The sequence below is a fragment of the Kordia algicida OT-1 genome (assembly GCF_000154725.1).
Taxonomy (GTDB): domain Bacteria; phylum Bacteroidota; class Bacteroidia; order Flavobacteriales; family Flavobacteriaceae; genus Kordia; species Kordia algicida.
This window is the reverse complement of the sequence record NZ_DS544873.1, coordinates 1298371-1314862: the sequence shown is the minus strand read 5'-3', so window position 1 is coordinate 1314862 and position 16492 is coordinate 1298371. Positions and strand designations below refer to the sequence as shown.

The 16492-nt window shown below is 31.8% G+C and carries 12 protein-coding genes; 8 read left to right on the top strand and 4 right to left on the bottom strand.

The features are described from left to right. The first annotated feature begins 20 nt into the window (after positions 1-20). Together KAOT1_RS05520 and KAOT1_RS05515 are read left to right on the top strand one after the other, a co-directional pair. The gene (locus KAOT1_RS05520) at positions 21-212 is read left to right on the top strand and encodes a cold-shock protein (RefSeq protein ID WP_040559342.1); all 192 of its coding nucleotides are present in this window, start codon (positions 21-23) and stop codon (positions 210-212) included. A gap of 162 nt (positions 213-374) precedes the next feature. Continuing rightward, positions 375-839, top strand: coding sequence for a cold-shock protein (locus KAOT1_RS05515; protein WP_007093744.1), 465 nt, complete (start codon positions 375-377; stop codon positions 837-839). A gap of 287 nt (positions 840-1126) precedes the next feature. Here KAOT1_RS05515 and KAOT1_RS05510 read toward each other — a convergent pair whose 3' ends face one another. Together KAOT1_RS05510 and KAOT1_RS05505 are read right to left on the bottom strand one after the other, a co-directional pair. Then, positions 1127-1414, bottom strand: a complete 288-nt coding sequence (locus KAOT1_RS05510) for a hypothetical protein (protein ID WP_007093743.1) — start codon at positions 1412-1414, stop codon at positions 1127-1129. Positions 1415-1577: 163 nt separating this feature from the next. After that, a complete protein-coding gene (locus KAOT1_RS05505) occupies positions 1578-2405 on the bottom strand; it encodes an alpha/beta fold hydrolase (RefSeq protein WP_007093742.1) in 828 nt (275 codons plus the stop codon). 220 nt (positions 2406-2625) lie between these two features. Between KAOT1_RS05505 and KAOT1_RS05500 the strand changes: the two genes are divergently transcribed. Beyond that, positions 2626-4014, top strand: coding sequence for an NAD-dependent succinate-semialdehyde dehydrogenase (locus KAOT1_RS05500; RefSeq protein ID WP_007093741.1), 1389 nt, complete (start codon positions 2626-2628; stop codon positions 4012-4014). A gap of 209 nt (positions 4015-4223) precedes the next feature. Here KAOT1_RS05500 and KAOT1_RS05495 read toward each other — a convergent pair whose 3' ends face one another. Beyond that, the gene (locus KAOT1_RS05495; protein WP_007093740.1) at positions 4224-5045 is read right to left on the bottom strand and encodes a hypothetical protein; all 822 of its coding nucleotides are present in this window, start codon (positions 5043-5045) and stop codon (positions 4224-4226) included. Between the two features lie 258 nt (positions 5046-5303). Here KAOT1_RS05495 and KAOT1_RS05490 point away from each other — a divergent pair, with 258 nt between their 5' ends. The 3 genes from KAOT1_RS05490 to KAOT1_RS21895 all read left to right on the top strand — a co-directional run bounded on the left by KAOT1_RS05490 (position 5304) and on the right by KAOT1_RS21895 (position 11443). Then, a complete protein-coding gene (locus tag KAOT1_RS05490; protein WP_040559341.1) occupies positions 5304-6194 on the top strand; it encodes a DMT family transporter in 891 nt (296 codons plus the stop codon). A gap of 195 nt (positions 6195-6389) precedes the next feature. Beyond that, positions 6390-8243 carry an OmpA family protein gene (locus KAOT1_RS21900; protein ID WP_157560283.1) on the top strand — a complete coding sequence of 618 codons (1854 nt, stop codon included), beginning with the start codon at positions 6390-6392 and terminating at the stop codon, positions 8241-8243. Between the two features lie 188 nt (positions 8244-8431). Beyond that, positions 8432-11443: an autotransporter outer membrane beta-barrel domain-containing protein gene (locus KAOT1_RS21895; protein WP_007093737.1), complete on the top strand. Its 3012-nt coding sequence runs from the start codon at positions 8432-8434 to the stop codon at positions 11441-11443. A gap of 22 nt (positions 11444-11465) precedes the next feature. On the opposite strand, the gene KAOT1_RS21890 is transcribed toward KAOT1_RS21895, so the two are convergent. Beyond that, complete coding sequence (locus tag KAOT1_RS21890) at positions 11466-13469, bottom strand: sensor histidine kinase (RefSeq protein ID WP_083777289.1); 2004 nt, start codon at positions 13467-13469, stop codon at positions 11466-11468. A 566-nt stretch (positions 13470-14035) separates the two neighbouring features. Here KAOT1_RS21890 and KAOT1_RS05470 point away from each other — a divergent pair. Continuing rightward, complete coding sequence (locus KAOT1_RS05470) at positions 14036-15442, top strand: hypothetical protein (protein ID WP_007093735.1); 1407 nt, start codon at positions 14036-14038, stop codon at positions 15440-15442. Continuing rightward, positions 15439-16143, top strand: coding sequence for a hypothetical protein (locus KAOT1_RS05465; RefSeq protein ID WP_007093734.1), 705 nt, complete (start codon positions 15439-15441; stop codon positions 16141-16143). The genes KAOT1_RS05470 and KAOT1_RS05465 overlap by 4 nt, the downstream gene beginning before the upstream one ends. Positions 16144-16492: the final 349 nt, after the last annotated feature.

The following is a 16492-nucleotide window of genomic DNA, read 5'->3' as shown; positions in this document are numbered from 1 at the left end:
ATAAATTAAATTACATTACAATGAGTAAAGGAACAGTAAAATTCTTCAACGACACTAAAGGTTTTGGATTCATCACTGAAGAAGGAACAAACACAGAACATTTTGTACACATCTCAGGATTGATCGATGAAGTACGTGAAGGTGACGAGGTTGAATTTGACCTACAAGAAGGTAGGAAAGGATTAAATGCAGTAAACGTAAAAGTTATCTAACATACATTTTACCTTAACAAAAAAGTCTATCAAGTTTGATAGACTTTTTTAGTATAAACTCATATTTAAAGAAGATTTAAACCTCTATCTCTATTATTTCTGCCAAAGAAAGATTATATTTAAGAGAAGTTATAAACTAAAAAAAACAATTTAAAAATACGAATGGCTAAGTCGCAACAAACATTTAACAAATCAGAAAAAGAAAAAAAGAGATTAAAAAAGAGAGAAGAAAAGCGTAAAAAAATGGCTGCGCGAAAAGCTGAAGCAAAAGAAAACGGGAAAAAAGGAATTCAATTTGCTTATGTAGATCATAATGGAAATTTAACGGACACGCCTCCAGATCCTTCTCAGAAAGTAGCTTACGAAATTGAGAATATTGAAATCAGTATTCCAAAAACATTAGAAGGAGAGAAAGAAGAAGTTGATCCTGTACGTAAAGGAAAAGTATCATTCTTTGATTCTTCCAAAGGTTTCGGTTTTATCATCGATGCCGAAAACAATGAAAAGTATTTTACTCATGTAAGTGGAATCATTGATACTATCGTAGAAAATGATAAAGTTTCTTTTGAACTAGAAATGGGAAAAAAAGGAATGAACGCTGTAAAAGTAACCTTGATAAAAGAATAAATTCAAAAAAACATAAAAAAACGTTTACAATAGTGTTTCGATACTGTTGTAAACGTTTTTTTATTGAAGTGATTTAAACTTTTCGGTTTTAAGCGAACACTAGAAGTTTTAAGTACTGTTGAAGGCTTTTTTGAGTTTTATAGCAGCGCTACGGAACGAAAAAAAGACGAAATCAGGGCTGAAAAACAGTAATTTTTTAGCAAATCAAAAAAGTTTAAATCACTTCATTATATAAATCATCTTTACATTTAATTCTCTATGAAATAACGGTAAAGATATAAATGGTATTATACATTTTCTATATGTTCTGAGGTGCGTTCTAAATCTTCGTTTCCGTCTCCACCTTGACTGTACAATTGATTTTCTTCATCTTTAATGCTTGCCTGTTTTTTATCACTTGGAAGTGTTCTTCCTGGAACATCCAAATCTTTTCCTGCAAAATCAACAGCTTTATTCCGATTATTTAATAAGCTATCGTCTCCGCCATCTGTACGTGTATTTTCAGTACGTTCACGCAAGGCTTGCAAATCATCTTTTGTAATATCTGAATTGTATGTATTTTGATCTTTACTCATAGTATGTTTTTTAAGGGTTTATAATTTTTTTATCTAAAATACAACGTAAAAACTACTGACATTAACACAATCGCCGTAATGATTGATTCATTCCGAAGAAAAACAAAAAAGTCTGCAATCACTATCAATTACAGACTTTTTAACCAACCTTATTAACTAACTACTATTTAAAAAATGCTAAGAGCGCATCATTTAATTCATGCTTATGTGTTATATTCAAACCGTGTGGTCCGTTCTTAAAAACCTTATATGTATTATTTTCGATCATATTAGCAGCTTGATTTCCAGATGTTTCTATCGGAACAATACTATCTGCATCTCCGTGAATAATCAATGTAGGAACATCAATATTTTTCAATTCTGGTCTAAAATCAGTTTCTGCCCAAGCTTTTGCTGCTTTTATAGTTGCGTTTGGCGAAGCAAAAGAAGCTATTGACCAATCGTACTCCAATTGTGCTTCACTGACAATTTCTTGATTATCTTCGTAGTTATAGAAATTTTTGTGGAAGTCTTTTAGCAATCCAACTCTATCATTTTCTAATCCATCCATAATTCCATCAAGTTCATCTTGCGGAACACCAGCAGGATTATCTTCTTTCTTAGCTACCAAAGGAATAATAGAACTCACAAGTGCGACTTTGGCAACATTATCAGTTCCAAAATCTGTACAATAACGAACAACTTCGCCGCCACCCATAGAAAATCCTACGAGAATAACATCTTTCAATTCCAATTGTGTAATTAATTGATGTAAATCTGCTGCTAAAGTGGAATAGTCATAAGAATCCCATGGCGAATCAGAATCTCCAAATCCGCGTCTATCATACGCAATGCATCGGTAACCAGCTTCAACAATTGCCCAAACTTGCTGTTCCCAAGCTCTGTGACTTAGTGGCCATCCGTGAATTAAAATTACAGGTTGTCCTTGTCCATGATCTTCAAAAAACAAATCGATATTCTGTGTTTCTGTCTCGTGTGTGAAAAATGGCATTTATTATATTTTTTTGTTAGCAATTAATTTTACACAAATATCTAATTCAATATTTAAAACCATTACTCCAAAAAAATCAAAACGGTGCTCATTTAATGATTTAAGGATTTTTTTTAAAAAATTATTCTAATAAATTAAATGAGTTCAACTAAAATCCATTAGAGCAACACTAATTATAGTTTGAAAGCTATTTTTGGATAAAAGATATAATAATACAGTTATGAAAGAAATAGAATTTACAACTATTAATCCAGCCACAGAAGAAGTTATTGCTACTTATAAATATATGACAAAAGAAAAAGCTTACAATACCGTAGCTTCTTGTCATGAAGCTTTTTTAGAATGGAAAAAGAAACCTGTAAAAACACGTGGAGCTATTATTAAGAACATAGCAAATGCATTAAGAGAGCATAAAGATGAACTCGCACAGTTAATGACAGATGAAGTAGGGAAGTTACTAAAACATTCACATCAAGAAATACAATTATGTGCCAATATTTGTGAATATACTGCGACCAAAGGTGTAAAACGCTTGGAAGATGAAGAAAGATCTTTACCAAACGGCGGCAGAGGAATTATTCAATATGCACCAATTGGTGTTATATACGGAATTCAACCTTGGAATTTCCCAACATATCAAGTAATTCGCTACGCAATTGTAAACCTAATGGCAGGAAATGGTGTATTGCTAAAACACGCAAAAAATGTTACAGGAACTGCAATTAAACTCAAAGAAATTTTTGAAAATGCAGGACTTGATAAAGATGTATTTTCAGTTTTAATTATAGATCACGATGTTTCAGACGACATCATTACACACAAATATGTAAGAGGAGTTACGCTTACAGGAAGTTCTGCGGCTGGAAAACATGTTGGTAAAAAAGCAGGAGAAGCCTTGAAAAAAACAGTACTAGAGTTAGGTAGTAATGATGCATATTTAGTGTTGGATGATGCAGATATTGATTTGGCAGCTAAAGTTTCTGTGCAAGGACGTTTGTACAACAATGGAGAAACTTGTGTTGCCGCTAAACGGTTTGTCGTTGTAGAAAGCGTGTATGAAGAATACAAAGAAAAGTTTGTAAATATTATGAATAGTAAACCACACGGCGATCCTTCTGATGAAAGCTCTAAACTAGGACCAATAGCACGTAAAGATTTACGAGAAGAATTACATGATAAAGTATTGGAAAGTGTTGAAAAAGGGGCTAAAATTTTGTGTGGTGGCGAAATTCCAGACGGAAAAGGATATTACTATCCATCAACCGTATTAGAGAATGTAACTCCAGGACAACCTGCTTATGATGATGAACTATTTGGTCCTGTGGCATCTATCATTAAAGCAAAAAATAATGAAGACGCAATGCGAATTGCCAATGATAGTCGTTTTGGTCTTGGTGGTGGAATTTTTAGTAAAGACGAAAACCGCGCGATAGAATTAGCAAGGAATCATTTTGATACAGGAAAAGTAAATATTAATGGTTTCGGATTGGCGCACCCAAACATGCCTTTTGGTGGTGTTAAAAATTCAGGTTACGGTAGAGAACATGGAGGTTTTGGTATTCGCGAATTTGTAAATGTGAAATCAATTGTAATTCCTTCAAATAAATAATATATAACCTTATCTCAATAATTCAATATTGTGTATTAATTAAATAACCAAAGGCGTTTATAATAGTACTTCAATGCTATTGTAGACGCTTCTTATTAAATATTGTAGTTTGACTTTCCTTAAATAAATAGCCTAAAAATTCCATAAAAAATTAAAAAGATTTTGTAATAACATGTTATCATGATGATGTAGATTGTCAATAAACTAAACTACTGACTGCAATTACCATCAATAATATGCTGTTGTGTAGGATTAAATTGATTTTCCAATACATTAAACCCAAGTAATGTGGTGTTATTTTGTAAAGCCGATTGCAAAATACAATAGTTGGTTAAATTATCATTTCCTCTAATGAAAACTGAAGTATCTAACGTTGTCAAACCTTCCAAAGCGTTCAAACTTGTCAATGCATCATTATTAATAACATTCAAATTGGAGATATGTACGATATTTTCCAAACCAGCTAAGGAAGTTAAGCTACTATTATTGATCGAGATTTGACGAATTGATTGCGGATTGATATTTCCTAGTGCTTCAATAGAAGCCAATGACGGATTTTTAAATAATGAAATTACACCTCCATTTATAATTACTTGACCAATACCAATGCTATTTCCTGTGATTGTTCTCAAGCCTTCCAATCCATTTAAAGACGTTAAATTTTCGTTGTCGTTTACAATTAATCCAGAAACTGCTTGTAAATTTTCCAAACCTGCTAACGAAGTCAACATCGGATTGCTTTGTATTTCTACCTGTTTTGTGACTTGAATTATTGATCGTAGTGGAGACAAATCTGTAATATCAGAAGGTTCAGGCGTACTAAAATCCGTCAAACGATCGCCAATATTCAAATAACCATTAATCACGTTGTAACCTTGCGCACCATAAGCATCTACTTCTGCTTGTGTTTTTAAGGTGAGATTTCCATTATAAACCACTAATGGCAATGGTTGTACTTCATTATCTGTCGTACAATTAAAAAGGCTTAAGATTGTAAATGCAATCAGAGTGAATGACAATATTTTTTTCATAAAAAGCAGTTTTAATTTATAATAAAGATGCAAAAACTAAGAAAGGTTGCGTTGTATTGGTCGATACTTTTTGAAATACATTAAAAATATAATGTTAAAAAAGACTTTTATAAAAATAATTAAAAATGCAGATTTATAAAACACAAAATTTACAATTTGAAATTTATTTGTGATAAAAATAGTGTAGGGCAGAAGTGTTTGAAGATTGTTGCAAAGATATAAAAACAAGATTGTACATTTGCCACTTAAAATTTGTACATGAAATCTACATCCTCAAAAATATTGATTATTCTCGCTTTCATCGCGATTTATATTATATGGGGAAGCACGTATTTGATGAATAAAATTGCGGTTACAGAATTACCTGCTTTTTTCTTAGCTTTTTTTAGATTCTTCTGTGCAAGCATTTTGATATTTACTATTGCAAAATTTTCTGGTAAAAAATTACAAATTACCAAACGCCAACTTCGAAATTCCATATTTGTTGCTTTTCTATTTATGGTCTCGGGAAACGGACTTTTTGTTTGGGCAATAAAATATGTCGATAGCGGTTTTGCTGCGTTATTGGCGTCAACACAACCTTTATTTGTTTTATTGTTAATGCGCTTGATTGACAATAAACGAATGAAATTAAAATCGATTATCGGTGTTATTTTAGGTATTTTTGGGATGTATCTGTTGGTAAGTCAGCGTGAATTAGTGACGGATGAAGACACACTTTTAGGAATCATTCTAATCTTTACCTGTGTCATTGGTTGGAGTTATGCCAGTGTATTTGTTTCCAAAGCAGATTTACCCAAAAATCATTTGGTAAGTACAGGATATCAGATGGGAATTGCATGTGTTATGCTGGCAATCGTAAGTTTCTTTTTGGGAGAAACTTGGACTTCACCATTAACATGGAGTACTAATGTACAATGGTCCATGTTTTTATTAATCATTTTAGGAAGTTTGGTTGCATTTACTGCTTTCAACTACTTACTTAAAGAAGTTTCAACAGAAAAAGTAGCGACTGCTTCTTACGTAAATCCTGTGGTAGCGTTGTTTTTAGGTTGGTATGTATTGAATGAGCAACTTACTACACAATCATTAATAGCTGCTTTTATTTTATTAATTGGTGTGTATTTTATCAATTCTCGAAACAAATAAATTCTTTTCTTTTTCCTTTTAATAGCTGGTTTTATCATTAATTTCTTCAATGAAAAACGCTGTTTACTTTTTTTGAGTTAAAATAATTTTTTAATGAGTTAAAGAGTAATTTAAAACTCCACTAATTTGCAAAATATTTTTATGAAGGTAAAAGTATACAATCTTAAAAATGATTTATTTAAAATTAGCAACATTATGAAACGAAAGTACGCAATTATCACATTAACACTATCGATGTTCGTCTGGGCGCAGACTTCTTTTTCTCAAAATACTGATAAAAATTGGTATGTTGAAACAGGTGTAACCGCCACAGACTTCTTTCCTGTAGGAGAAGATGCTCCACAAGGAGAGTTTATGGACGAATTTTTAAACCTGAATGACCACTGGAATTTAGGGTATTATTTAGGAGTCTCAAGAAACTTAACAAACAACCTAAGCATTAGTGCAAGAGGTACCATTAATGAAATCAGTAAATTCGGGAGTTTTGGAGACGCAGACGAGAGTGTATTGGTAGATAACTTAAAGTATTATGCACTTGATGGAATGATTAACTACAATTTTGGTCAAGGAAAATTAAGACCATATATTGCCGTTGGTGGTGGATATACTTGGTTGGAAGAAGGACCATTTAATACGTCTGGTAACACAGCTGGCGATTTGGTTGGTGCAGGAACAGTAAATGGTTCTGTAGGATTTAACTATTGGATTAGTGACAAATTCGCAATCAATCTTCAAACAACTTACAAGCATGTATTTAAAGATTATTTACCAAAACACTGGAATCACAATCTTGGAATTTCCTACAAATTAGGCACAACACAACAAGAAGGTACAGAAACTACTCCAATGACCTCAAAAATAGGGCGCTGGTCATTTGAAGCTGGTTTAAGTGCTGTTGATTTTTATCCTGTAGGAGAAGATGCACCGCAAGGAGAATATTTTGATGAATTTTTTAACCTAAACGATCACTGGAATCTTGGATTTTATGTAGGTGTAAATAGAGAACTTACAGATAATTTATCGATCTCTGCAAAAGGTACAATCAATGAAATTAGTAAATACGGAGACTTTGGCGATGCCGATGAAAGTCTTTTAGTAGACAATTTAAAATATTATGCACTTGATGGAATGATAAACTACAACTTCGGAAAAGGAAAACTTCGTCCTTTCCTAGCTGTTGGAGGTGGATATTCTTGGTTAGAAGAAGGAGCATTCAATACTTCAAGTGAAACACCTGGAGACATTGTAGGAGCAGGAACAGTAAATGGTTCTGTTGGATTGAAATATTGGCTATCAGACAAAATTGGAGTGAATTTACAAACGACTTACAAACACTCGTTTAAAGACTATTTACCAAAACACTTTGACCATAATTTAGGAGTTGTTTACAGACTTTCATCAAGTGAAAAAGAAGAAGAAAATAACGATCGTGATGGCGATGGAATTCCTGATGAATTTGACATTTGCCCAGATACGCCTGGAATAGCACAATTTGGTGGTTGTCCAGATACAGATGGCGATGGCGTTGCAGATAAAGACGATCTATGTCCAGAAATAAAAGGAGAAATCGAGTACGGTGGATGTCCTGATACAGATGGTGATGGCTTCCCTGATAATAAAGATAAATGTCCGACAGTTGTGGGAACTATTGAGGGTTGTCCTGCTGAAGTTGTAGAAACGGAAGTCGTAACGATTCCAGATCCTGCTGTAGGAGAACGAAAAGTATACTTTGATTTTGACAGTTCAAAACTAGATAAAAATGCAAAAGAAATCTTAGACAACATTGCTGCAAACCTGAAAAATGATGCTGGATATAATATTTCTATCATCGGACATGCAGACAGTAGAGGAACTGATCGATATAATGACAAATTATCTATAGAAAGAGCTCAAGTAATCAAGAACTACTTAGATTCCAAAAAACTAAGTAATAGTAACATTACAATTACTGGTAAAGGAGAATCTGCTCCTATTGCTCCAAATACCACACCAGAAGGTAGAGCAAAAAACAGGAGAGTTGAGTTAATTATTAATATCTCTGCTAAGTAGATTTCAATTTATTTACATGATAAGTTGAAGGATTGTGCCATCGTGAAAACGGTGGCACTTTTTTTCTTTAAGCGAAAAGTTTTATACCTTTTGGAAGATACTAAACATGTTAAATAATAGTTAACATAAAAGCCATCTAACTGAAATTAAATAATATAGTTAGTTTTGTAACTGATAAAATTGCATACATGAAAAAAACGCTATTCCTATTCCTATTCCTTATTTCTATTATCTCTTGTGAAAAAGAAGATGATTTTGTGACACCTACAACACCTCCAGATTCTGGACAACAACCAACTCCAAATCCTGAACCAGATCCAGATCCTGTTGTAATTGTTTCTGATGAAGAATTTGCGCAAACAAATTTTGGAAATATGGTAACCGCAAATTTTATGGGTAGAATTGTCGACGAAAACGGTTTAGGACTTGAAAATGTTACGATTACTATTGGAAACACTATTACTACTACAAATTACTTGGGAATCTTTTCAATTAATGATGTTTCTGTATTTGACAAGTTTGCATATGTAAAAGCCTCAAAAGAAGGATATATTTTAGGAAGTAGAACTATTGTGCCAACTCCAAATGCTACAAATGACATACAAATAACGCTTTTAGAGAAAAATGTAGTTGGTTCTGTAAACTCAGGAGAAACAGCCTCTATTTCATTGCAAAATGGCGCAGAAGTGACTTTTTCAGGGGAATTTACTACAGAAACTGGAGCTCCGTATACAGGTCAAGTTGATGTCGTAATGCATTATTTACAGCCTAACAATCCTGAAACTTTTGAACAAATGCCAGGAAGTTTATTTGGTAAACGTGAAGATGGTTCGGCAGTAGGAATGGAAACTTATGGAATGTTGGGAATCAACTTATTTTCTCCTTCTGGAGAATCTTTAAATATTAACGAAAATGCTCCTGCAACGCTCACGTTTCCTGTAGATGCTTCCACACCAAATGCGCCAACACAAATGCCCTTGTGGTATTTTGATGAAGAACAAGGATATTGGAAAGAAGAAGGAATTGCCACTAAAGTTGGGAATGAATATATCGCTGAAGTGACACACTTTTCTTGGTGGAATTGTGATTTGCCAATCAGTAATCTTGTAACGTTATGCTTTACCCTTGATGCTACTGTCACACTATCTAATCAAAGATTTGAAATTATAAGAACTGCTAACGATCAAATTATTTTTTCAGGATATACCAATGCTGTAGGTCAAGATTGTGGTTTATTTCCAAAAAATGAAAATTTAACCATTAACATCTATAGTGATTGTTCAAATACAATTATTGCTACACAACAAGTCGGTCCTTTTGCTACAGATGATTCTTTTGTGATAAATTTAGCCGATTTGCCTTCAGAATTAGTACAAACAACGATTACGGGAACATTGAATGATTGTGATGGAAATCCTATTACGAACGGTTATGTGTTAATATATAAAGAAAACGATATTAATTTTTTAAATGTTGAAACGACTACTATTACTGACGGATCATTAAATTATACCATAGCATATTGTGCAGAAGATGCATATGAAATGATTGTTTTTGATGCAACTAATAATGAAGAATCAGATCCTATCAATTTAAATTTAACGACTACCACTACAGATATCGGAACGGTATCTACTTGTGAAATTTCAGGAGGAACATTTGTTGGTGATGTTGAGTTAAATAGTCAGGCAGAAGTTGACAACTTTGGTTTGTTTGGGTATGCCACAATTGATGGAAACTTTACCATTAATGGCTTTGAAGGAGAAATAACTTCTTTACAAAGTCTTACTTCGTTAACAACAGTTACAGGGAATTTAGTCATTCAAAATAACGAAGCTTTAACAAGTTTAGCAGGCTTGGAAAATATAACAACGGTTTCAGGGTATTTTTATTTCGGTGATAATTCGTTAGTAAATATGACAGGACTAGAAGGACTTACCACAGTTTCCAATGATATTTTAATCAAAAACAATGCTATGTTAACAGACCTAACAGGTTTAACTAATTTGACGACTGTTTCTGGTTATTTTAGAATAGAATACAATCCTTCGCTATCAAACCTAGTCGGATTAGATAATCTAACAACCGTTTCTGATTATTTTAACATTGAGCAAAATCCTGCACTTACAAGTTTAGAAGGATTAGAAAATTTGACTTCTTTACCAGGAGATTTAATTATAAAAGACAATTATAATTTAATCAGTGTAAACGGTTTAAATAACTTAACAACGGTTTCAGGCAAACTAGAGTTTCAAGACAATTATGATTTGGAGAGTTTAGCAGGATTAGAAAGTTTAACAACCGTTTCTGATGCTCTTTCATTATATAATAACGGAGAATTAACTAATTTATCAGGCTTAGATAACTTAACGAATGTAAATAAGTTAATCATTTCAAGAAATCTTGGGCTGTTAAATTTAACTGGTTTAGAGAATGTTACAAGTGTAAGTGATTATGTATCTATTTATCAAAATTATGCATTAACGAGTTTAACCGGATTGGATAATTTAACAACTGTTGCAGATGATTTTATATTAAAAGATAATACAGCTTTGCTAAGTTTAGCGCCGCTAGGAAATCTAACAACAGTTTCTGGTGTACTTGAAATTAATGGTTGTACTTCAATGCCAGATTTAACAGGCATGGTGAGTTTGACAAATGTAGGGAGATTAAACATAATTAGAAATCAATTATTGAGTGATTTAACAGGATTAGAAAATATTGCACCCAATGCCAACACAATCCTAATTTCCTATAACAATACTTTAACAAGTTTAAATGGCTTAGAAAACGTTACTAACCTAACTTCTATAACTATCTTAGCAAATCCTGCATTACAAAGTTTAACTGGCTTAGAGAATTTAACAACAATTTCTTCTAGTTTACAAATCAATAATAATGATAATTTAACAGATTTATCAGGCTTAAATAATTTATCAACTATTACAAGTGATTTGCTAATCTATGATAATTATTTCTTAGCAAGCTTAACTGGTTTAGAAAATCTAACTACCGTTGGTCGTGATATTAAAATTGGAGACAATGATTATAATGACAGACCAAATCCTTCGCTTTCAGATTTTTGTGCATTGACCAATTTGTTTACCAATGGAAATTACAATTCAAACAATGTTATTATTCAAAATAATGCTTACAATCCGACACCGCAAGCAATTATAAATGGAAATTGTAGTGATTAATTTTTAGTAAAAACATTAAACATCAAGTTCTCCAAGAAAATTCAATGGTAGCACCTTTGTTTTTTTCTGAAGAAACAGCAATAGTTCCATGGTTTTCAGAAACGATTTTCTTTACAATAGACAGTCCGATGCCGGTACTTTCAATTTCGTTATTGACGTTCAACTGACTAAACATTTCAAAGATTTTCGAGTGATATTTTGGTTCAATACCAGGTCCGTTGTCACTCACAGCGAATACATATTCATTGGTTTTCTTAGAAAATGAAATTGTAATAATTGCTTTCTCTTTATTGTTATGTTTAACGGCATTTTGCACCAAATTCTGAAACACATGTTTCAACTCAATCTTATTGGTGTATATTTCAATATTTTTCTCAGGAAGATTGATGATGTGTTTGTTTTCCGTATTGATAATCGCTACAATTTCATTGAGTAAATCATTCAAAAAGAAAGATTCCTTACTCTTTTTTCCTTTTGTGATTTTTGAATATTCCAGCAAATCATTGATTAATGCGTACATTTTAGAAACACGATCTTTCAGAAGTTTAAAATTCTGAGTTGTTTCTTCATTTTGCAATTGTGCTTCGTCAATATCTTCTTCAATAAAGGAAACAATCGTATTTATGGCGATGAGTGGCGCTTTCAAATCATGTGATACAATATGGTTGAAACTATCAAGTTCAGCATTAGACTTTTCTAATTGTCGCAAATGTTCCTTTAATTCCAAATTCATTTTAGAAAGTTCTTGCGACTTTAAAGAAATTTCTTTTTTCTGTGCCAACGCAAACTCTTTCGTTTTTTCAAGCTCTTTAAACGAATTAGAAAAGCGCATCATCAGTAACATTGAAAGCAATAGAAACGTTACAACATATCCAGAATTTACATATACTATTGCATTGATATTTTCACCCAAGAAGAAAAAAATATGTGCTGCAAATACAAATGAGCCTAGCAACATACTTACAAGTAATAAAAACGATTTCTGTCGCTCTCCGATAATGATTGCGCGTATAATTACATAAAACACATATATTAAATTCAGAATCATCAATCCAAAAAATGGCGTTAATAGCCTTGTAAAATGTGGTCTTGGTAGAAAAATGGCAAGCAACGCAAGCATGCCAAAACCATAAGTCATAATTTTTGCATATACTTTATGTGTGTGATTGGAAAAAATTGTATTAAAAAATAAACTCGCGGTGAGTCCGGCTAAAAACAGTGATATATATTCAATCTTTGTCAATACTATCCAACTAGCTGATTCAAAAAGTTCTGCAAAAGGAGCATAACGATCGCTCAATGCCATGTATGCTAATGATACACAGAGACTTCCAAAATATAATACGGCGCGATCTTTATTCCAATAAAACAAAAAGAACAACAAAAAGAAAATTCCAATAAAGCTTAAACTGCTTATAAAAATCATGTCAGCAACAATTCGTTTTGACTTTTTCTTTTGAAGATACGTGCTTGATGCAATTAATAACGGTTCGGTAATTCCACCTTTGTGGTGATAAAAATTAGCAACTTGCAACACAATTTCAAACGCTGTTTCATGATCGTCTAGCGTAACTAATTGTGAAAATCTTCGGTGCAGAGTCGTTTCTTTAGTAGTTCCTACATGACCAATTTCAGAGACAAGCTTTCCATTAATCCATAATTTAGAAGCAGCATATGCAGCCGGAATATATAGTGAAGTATTCGGTCGATCTTCAGTAATTGAAAATTTTAATCGATAGGTAGCATAGCCAAAAGAAGGTAACTTTTCACTGTCTGTAAGCTGTAATTTTGTCCAATTGTCAAGCGAAACCAACTTGAATGTTTTGTTATCAAAATTTCCAGGTGTAATCAATTCGTCCCAATAAAACTCCCAATCTTTATCAAGTACAATTTCAGTATCGCTATCAATCGTTACATTTTGAAAATCAGAAATTTGAACTTCATTAAATTGTACAAAACCAAACATACTCTGTGTAGAAAGCATGAAAAATGCAAAACAACATATACATGTAGGGAGTTGTTTCATAGTTCGCCAATAGTCAATTTAGCAAGAAATTTTAAAGTAGGTTCGTGTTACGGGAAACCAAAATAGTTAATATAAATGACTTATGGAAATTATATATTATGATCCAAGTACTTTGTAAAACAGATATATAGAATCAGGTTTTCTGAATAGTGATAAATATGAGCCGTAAAATGGCTTTAACATAATTGTTGACGATAATATAAAACACTAACGTGTCATTATATCTACAATTATCCTAAATAATGCTAAATACGCAGTATTCGCCAATTTTCTCATATTACATATTTGTATTATAATGTTCTCGCGTTATGTTACTTTGCTTAGGCGAAAAGCAAAGTTTATTTATCACATTTTAAAAAGTTATTACTAAAAAGTTTCTTCAAGAAAGGTAATGGAACAGTTTTTACACAAGTGACGTAGGAGCGAAGTGGAATAGTTGTGGAGTGGTTAATTAGGCTAATTTTTAAATAAAAACTTAAAAATGAGCTAAGTTTAATTGTAAATCCTTTCTTATTGTAAATACTAATATCTTACATATCTTTAAAGCTTAATATTAATTCTTAAATATGGATCCAATTCTTTTATCATTTATTATAAGTTATGGAGCTGGAATAGCTATAGATATAAATCCTAAACTTTCAAGAATAATACTTAAAAATGATAGTGTCAAACAACAAATTAAATCTTGTTTTACAAAATCTCTCGAGACTTGGAGTCCAAATGTTGACATTAGAGACCGTAATAAAGAAAAGCTACAAAAAAATATAAAGCAAATAGTAAATAACCCAGAAACTATAAATAAAATTTTCAATTCAAACCCTGGGTTAAAAACATTTTACACTATTTATGAAGAAGAACTAGCACGAACAAAATATCAAGCCGCATATAACTATTTGAAAAGTATTAATGATAAAGTTGAATTTAAGGATATTAAGTCTCAATTGTCAAAAATAATTGAAATACTAGAAGTTAACCAACATAAAGAAATTGAAGATATCAATACAATTGTAATAGAATCCCGTAAGGACTTTCAAGAGATGAAAATTCAAAGTGATGAGACTCAATTAGCAGTTTTACGAATTGAACAAAAATTAGCTTCTCTAGTCGAACAGATAGGTTTTCCAAATAATACTGAGGTTATTGATCAATTTGTTAATGAGGTATTTGATGATAGCAAATATTCATGGGTAAATTCTGAGAAAATGAAATTGCTTGAAAAGGCCTTAGATGATCACAATGAAAGTATTTCTGATATGAGGCAAAAATTTATTTTTAGCCAAAATATTACAAAATCTATATTCAAAATTTCAGAATTACAAGAGATAACTGATGCATGGAGCCAAGATTCTTGGACACCTGAAAATTTAGACCATATACGTTTCATACAAGGTGGAATTATGGCTTATGATTGTTTGGGGCGAATTCCAAAAGCAATAATTAATGATTTTCAATTACTTAATTGGAATCCTATTCATGGGGCTTATTTTACGGGGCATTTAGGGATGTTCATTCGGGAAATAAAGCGCAAAATGGCATTAGGTATAGATTTAGTGGAAGAATATAAAAATGATAGGTATCTTTTTGAAAATTTAAATCGAATTTTTAAATCTTTAAAAGGGTATCTCGAATTTGATGTGAATGATCTGTATATTGAAAAAGGAAAGGCTATTATTACCAAGAAACTTCCAAATGAATTTCTTGTGTTAGTGACAAATGAGGAACTAACCATACGAGAAGTTGATAATTTTGACTTAGTGCTTGCACAGCTACCATTGGAGAAACAGTTTAGAACTTTTAGTGTCAAGGTTGTTAAAATAAATAATGATGTATTAATTGTTGCCTGTAGTAGTAGCAAATGCTTCTTTTGGAACCCTAGAGAGGATATAGCTTCTAAAACATTTTATAAATCAGAATTAGGTGAAAGAATTACAAATCTTATCGTTGAAGTTTCTTCCTCTGGTGTCATAAAATGAAGTATAAAGAGTCATTCGTTGGTATAAATAGTAGTTTTGGTAAGAGGAGAGGAGCTATTCTTTATAAACTTGATAAAGATTTTACAGCTCAACCTATCCTAAATATTGAAGAATTAGGAGAAGTTGTAAAAACTGAAGAATCCGTAAAGAGATGGTTAGAGGAAAGTACACAGGAAGATCCATTTTTTAATAATGGATATACTATCTTAGAGAATATTACCATTCAGAAAATTATTCACAATGAAGTAGATCTTTTACTTATTAAGGGTTCAATTAATAGAACCAGTATTTTAATCTTGTTAAGTCTAGATGGAATTTCTATTAATTACCATGCAATTGTTCATCTACGAGAGTCTCGCACCATTTCTATCAATTATCGTAGTATCGGGAATGATCTAGAGCTATGTGCGGCTTATTTAGATATGGGGCGTATAGATGCTGTTTGTGAATATGTGATACTTAGAAACTTTAGTATCCATACAAGATCGATTATTATGAAGAATCGTGATAGAAATGATCGTCTTCGAGATATTATTCATGCTTGTTTTGGGTTATCTAATAGTATTTATCTTACTGAAAGAGATATTTCCAATACTAAAATTTTAAAGTATTCTATTTCTAATGAAGAATTTATTGAATATGAACTTCCTAACAATCAAAGTTTCATCGACTTTAGTTTCATTAATGTTAATGAACTTTAGAACCTACTTTCTTTGGTATTTCGACAGGTTTATCTTAAGCCTACCGAAAGCCTCAATACAGGCTTAGGTAAAATTATGCTTACAAATACGGAAAACGTTCTACTTGACTATATATTCACTCAAACTTCCCAGTTCCATAATTTACACGTTTCTTAAAATCTATAATCTCATTTTTAAGTTTCTTATTGGCATTTTCAATAAGTTCATTTTGAAGTTTCATAATGCGCAATAAATCATGAATTATTCAATCGCTGAGAATCGCGTATTTTATTTTTTCTTAACATAAGTACAAAATATGCTAAAAAAATCTAATAGAATTATGATTTACAATTACTTGGTATTCATAATT

Bases quoted from the DNA above. Each gene is read 5' to 3' on its own strand.
- KAOT1_RS05520 (WP_040559342.1), top strand. From the start codon at position 21: ATGAGTAAAGGAACAGTAAAATTCTTCAACGACACTAAAGGTTTTGGA.
- KAOT1_RS05515 (WP_007093744.1), top strand. From the start codon at position 375: ATGGCTAAGTCGCAACAAACATTTAACAAATCAGAAAAAGAAAAAAAG.
- KAOT1_RS05510 (WP_007093743.1), bottom strand. From the start codon at position 1,414: ATGAGTAAAGATCAAAATACATACAATTCAGATATTACAAAAGATGAT.
- KAOT1_RS05505 (WP_007093742.1), bottom strand. From the start codon at position 2,405: ATGCCATTTTTCACACACGAGACAGAAACACAGAATATCGATTTGTTT.
- KAOT1_RS05500 (WP_007093741.1), top strand. From the start codon at position 2,626: ATGAAAGAAATAGAATTTACAACTATTAATCCAGCCACAGAAGAAGTT.
- KAOT1_RS05495 (WP_007093740.1), bottom strand. From the start codon at position 5,045: ATGAAAAAAATATTGTCATTCACTCTGATTGCATTTACAATCTTAAGC.
- KAOT1_RS05490 (WP_040559341.1), top strand. From the start codon at position 5,304: ATGAAATCTACATCCTCAAAAATATTGATTATTCTCGCTTTCATCGCG.
- KAOT1_RS21900 (WP_157560283.1), top strand. From the start codon at position 6,390: ATGAAACGAAAGTACGCAATTATCACATTAACACTATCGATGTTCGTC.
- KAOT1_RS21895 (WP_007093737.1), top strand. From the start codon at position 8,432: ATGAAAAAAACGCTATTCCTATTCCTATTCCTTATTTCTATTATCTCT.
- KAOT1_RS21890 (WP_083777289.1), bottom strand. From the start codon at position 13,469: ATGAAACAACTCCCTACATGTATATGTTGTTTTGCATTTTTCATGCTT.
- KAOT1_RS05470 (WP_007093735.1), top strand. From the start codon at position 14,036: ATGGATCCAATTCTTTTATCATTTATTATAAGTTATGGAGCTGGAATA.
- KAOT1_RS05465 (WP_007093734.1), top strand. From the start codon at position 15,439: ATGAAGTATAAAGAGTCATTCGTTGGTATAAATAGTAGTTTTGGTAAG.